The 3,218-nt window shown below is 53.2% G+C and carries 2 rRNA genes; both read right to left on the bottom strand.

What is annotated here, in order from left to right:
• Positions 1-10: 10 nt before the first annotated feature.
• Positions 11-122: ribosomal RNA gene (gene rrf, locus CFT68_RS21320) — 5S ribosomal RNA — on the bottom strand.
• An 88-nt stretch (positions 123-210) separates the two neighbouring features.
• Positions 211-3,118 (bottom strand): 23S ribosomal RNA (locus CFT68_RS21315).
• Positions 3,119-3,218: the final 100 nt, after the last annotated feature.

Below are 3,218 nucleotides of genomic sequence, written 5' to 3'. Positions count from 1 at the left end.
GCACTAGTAAGGTTGGCGGCGACCTACTCTCCCGCCGGTGAAGGCAGTACCATGGGCGCTCCGGGGCTTAACGACTCTGTTCGGAATGGGAAGAGGTGAACACCCGGGCTAAAGCCACCATTACTGGTGTCGCTGGTCGTGTTCAGACCAACGCAAAAACGTTGACGCAATGAGCGAGAAAGAAAAAGAAGATATGTAGAGCTTGGTTATTCCCAGAAGTGTTCGAGTCATTAGTACGGCTCGGCTGTGGCATTTCGGCCTCTACACCTACCGCCTATCTACGTGGTGGTCTCCCACGACTCTTCGTATATAGGAAATCTCATCTTGAGGTGAGTTTCGCACTTAGATGCTTTCAGCGCTTATCTCATCCCAGCGTCGCTACCCGGCGCTGCAGCTGGCGCCACAACCGGTGCACGAGCGGCTAGTCCAACTCGGTCCTCTCGTACTAAAGTCAGGTCCTCTCAAATTTCCAACGCCCACCACAGATAGGGACCGAACTGTCTCACGACGTTCTGAACCCAGCTCGCGTGCCACTTTAATCGGCGAACAGCCGAACCCTTGGGACCTTCTCCAGCCCCAGGACGTGACGAGCCGACATCGAGGTGCCAAACCTCCCCGTCGATATGAGCTCTTGGGGGAGATCAGCCTGTTATCCCCGGCGTACCTTTTATCCTTTGAGCGATGGCCCTTCCATGCGGAACCACCGGATCACTATATCCGTCTTTCGACCCTGCTCGGCTGGTCAGCCTCACAGTCAAGCCCACTTCTGCTATTGCGCTCTGCGTACGGTTACCAAGCGTACTGAGTGGACCTTTGAAAGCCTCCGATACATTTTTGGAGGCGACCACCCCAGTCAAACTACCCAGCAGACACTGTCTCCGTTTTCCAGATTAGGCGCCAAACAACACAAGGGTGGTATTTCAACGTTGACTCCCCCAGACCTGGCGGCCCGGGTTCACAGTCTCCCACCTATGCTACACATGTGTTGTCCAGCGTCAATGTCAACCTATAGTAAAGGTGCACGGGGTCTTTCCGTCCCGTGGCGGGTACTCGGCATCTTCACCGAGACTACAATTTCACCGAGCTCACGGCTGAGACAGCGCCCAGATCGTTACACCATTCGTGCAGGTCGGAACTTACCCGACAAGGAATTTCGCTACCTTAGGACCGTTATAGTTACGGCCGCCGTTTACCGGGGCTTCGATTCAAACCTTCGCTTGCGCTAAGTTCCCCTCTTAACCTTCCGGCACCGGGCAGGTGTCAGACCTTATACTTCCGCTTACGCGTTCGCAAAGTCATGTGTTTTTGTTAAACAGTCGCCTGGGCCTTTTCACTGCGGCTTCTTGCATTGCTGCAAGGAAGCGTCCCTTCTCCCGAAGTTACAGGACCATTTTGCCGAGTTCCTTGGCCGTGATTCACTCGAGCGCCTCAGGATTCTCTCCTTGACTACCTGTGTCGGTTTGCGGTACGGGTTATCTAGCAGTAAACGCTTAGCAGGTTTTCTTGGCAGTCTGATTAGGTACACTATCCCGTTGGCCGAAGCCGCCAGGTACTATCATGTTTCAGCAAAGTCGGCGGATTTACCTACCAACCCTATACCTACGCACTTCAACGGGCACTTCCGTCCGCCCGCGGTACTTTCACTTCTGCGTCACTGCATCACTCCACTAGATAAGTGCGGGAATATCAACCCGCTGTCCATCGACGTAGCCTCTCGGCATAGCCTTAGGTCCCGACTAACCCTGCTCCGATTAGCGTTGAGCAGGAAACCTTAGTCTATCGGCGAGGGGGTTTCTCACCCCCTTTATCGTTACTCATGCCTACATTTGCTTTTCTAGCCGCTCCAGCAACCCTGACAGGTCACCTTCACCGCTGCTAGAATGCTCCCCTACCACTTAGTCATAAGACTAAATCCATCGCTTCGGTACCGGACTTGATGCCCGCGTATTATCGATGCCCTCTCGCTCGACCAGTGAGCTGTTACGCACTCTTTAAAGGAATGGCTGCTTCCAAGCCAACCTCCTGGCTGTCAAAGCAAGTGGACCTCCTTTGTTCAACTTAGTCCGAATTTAGGGACCTTAGCGGATGGTCTGGGTTCTTTCCCTCTCGGCATGGGACCTTAGCACCCCACGCCTCACTGCCGAGTATATCAACGGGCATTCGGAGTTCGTCAGGATTCGGTAGGCTATGACACCCCCTAGTCCTATCGGTAGCTCTACCTCCCGCTGACTCCACCTCGACGCTGTACCTAAATACATTTCGGGGAGTACGAGCTATTTCTCAGTTTGATTGGCCTTTCACCCCTACCCTCAAGTCATCCAAATCCTTTTCAACGGAAACTGGTTCGGTCCTCCAGTTGGTGTTACCCAACCTTCAACCTGCTCAAGGGTAGATCACAAAGTTTCGCGTCTACCCCCTCTGACTCTGCGCCCTATTCAGACTCGCTTTCGCTGCGGCTCCGTGCATCTATACACTTAACCTTGCCAGAGAGGAGTAACTCGTAGGCTCATTATGCAAAAGGCACGCCGTCACCCCACGAAAGGGCTCCGACCGCTTGTAAGCACACGGTTTCAGGTTCTTTTCACTCCGGTATTCCCGGTTCTTTTCACCTTTCCCTCACGGTACTAGTTCACTATCGGTCTCGCAGGAGTATGTAGCCTTAGCGGATGGTGCCGCTGGATTCAGACGGGGTTTCTCCGGCCCCGCCCTACTCAGGAATCCTCTACCGTCATCCACAAGCTCGTCTACGGGATTCTCACCCTCTATGATCGACTTTCCCACGTCGTTCGACTAATGTAAATGAATCAGATGTTGAGGTCCTACAACCCCGGACTGGCCGTAACCAACCCGGTTTGGGCTCCTCCCCGTTCGCTCGCCACTACTGGGGGAATCATATGTTATTTTCTTTTCCTCCGGGTACTTAGATGTTTCAGTTCCCCGGGTTTGCCCCTGCTTCCTAAAGGAAGAGGTCTTACAGCTTCACTGTAAGGGGTTGCCCCATTCGGAAATCTACGGATCAATTGGTATGTGCCCATCCCCGTAGCTTATCGCAGCTTATCGCGTCCTTCATCGCCTCTGCGAGCCTAGGCATCCTCCGTGTGCCCTTGCTTACTTCTTGGTAGTCTCATCTAGTAAACTAGATAAGACGCTCAGTACATATATGCAAGCATACATGCGCTTCTTTTTCTCTCTCGTTTCATTACGTCAAAGAACGTGTG

Origin of the sequence: Hymenobacter gelipurpurascens (assembly GCF_900187375.1) — a bacterium.
Taxonomy (GTDB): Bacteria; Bacteroidota; Bacteroidia; order Cytophagales; family Hymenobacteraceae; genus Hymenobacter; species Hymenobacter gelipurpurascens.
Note: the sequence above shows the minus strand (reverse complement) of the source record. Positions and strands in the feature narration are given on the sequence as shown.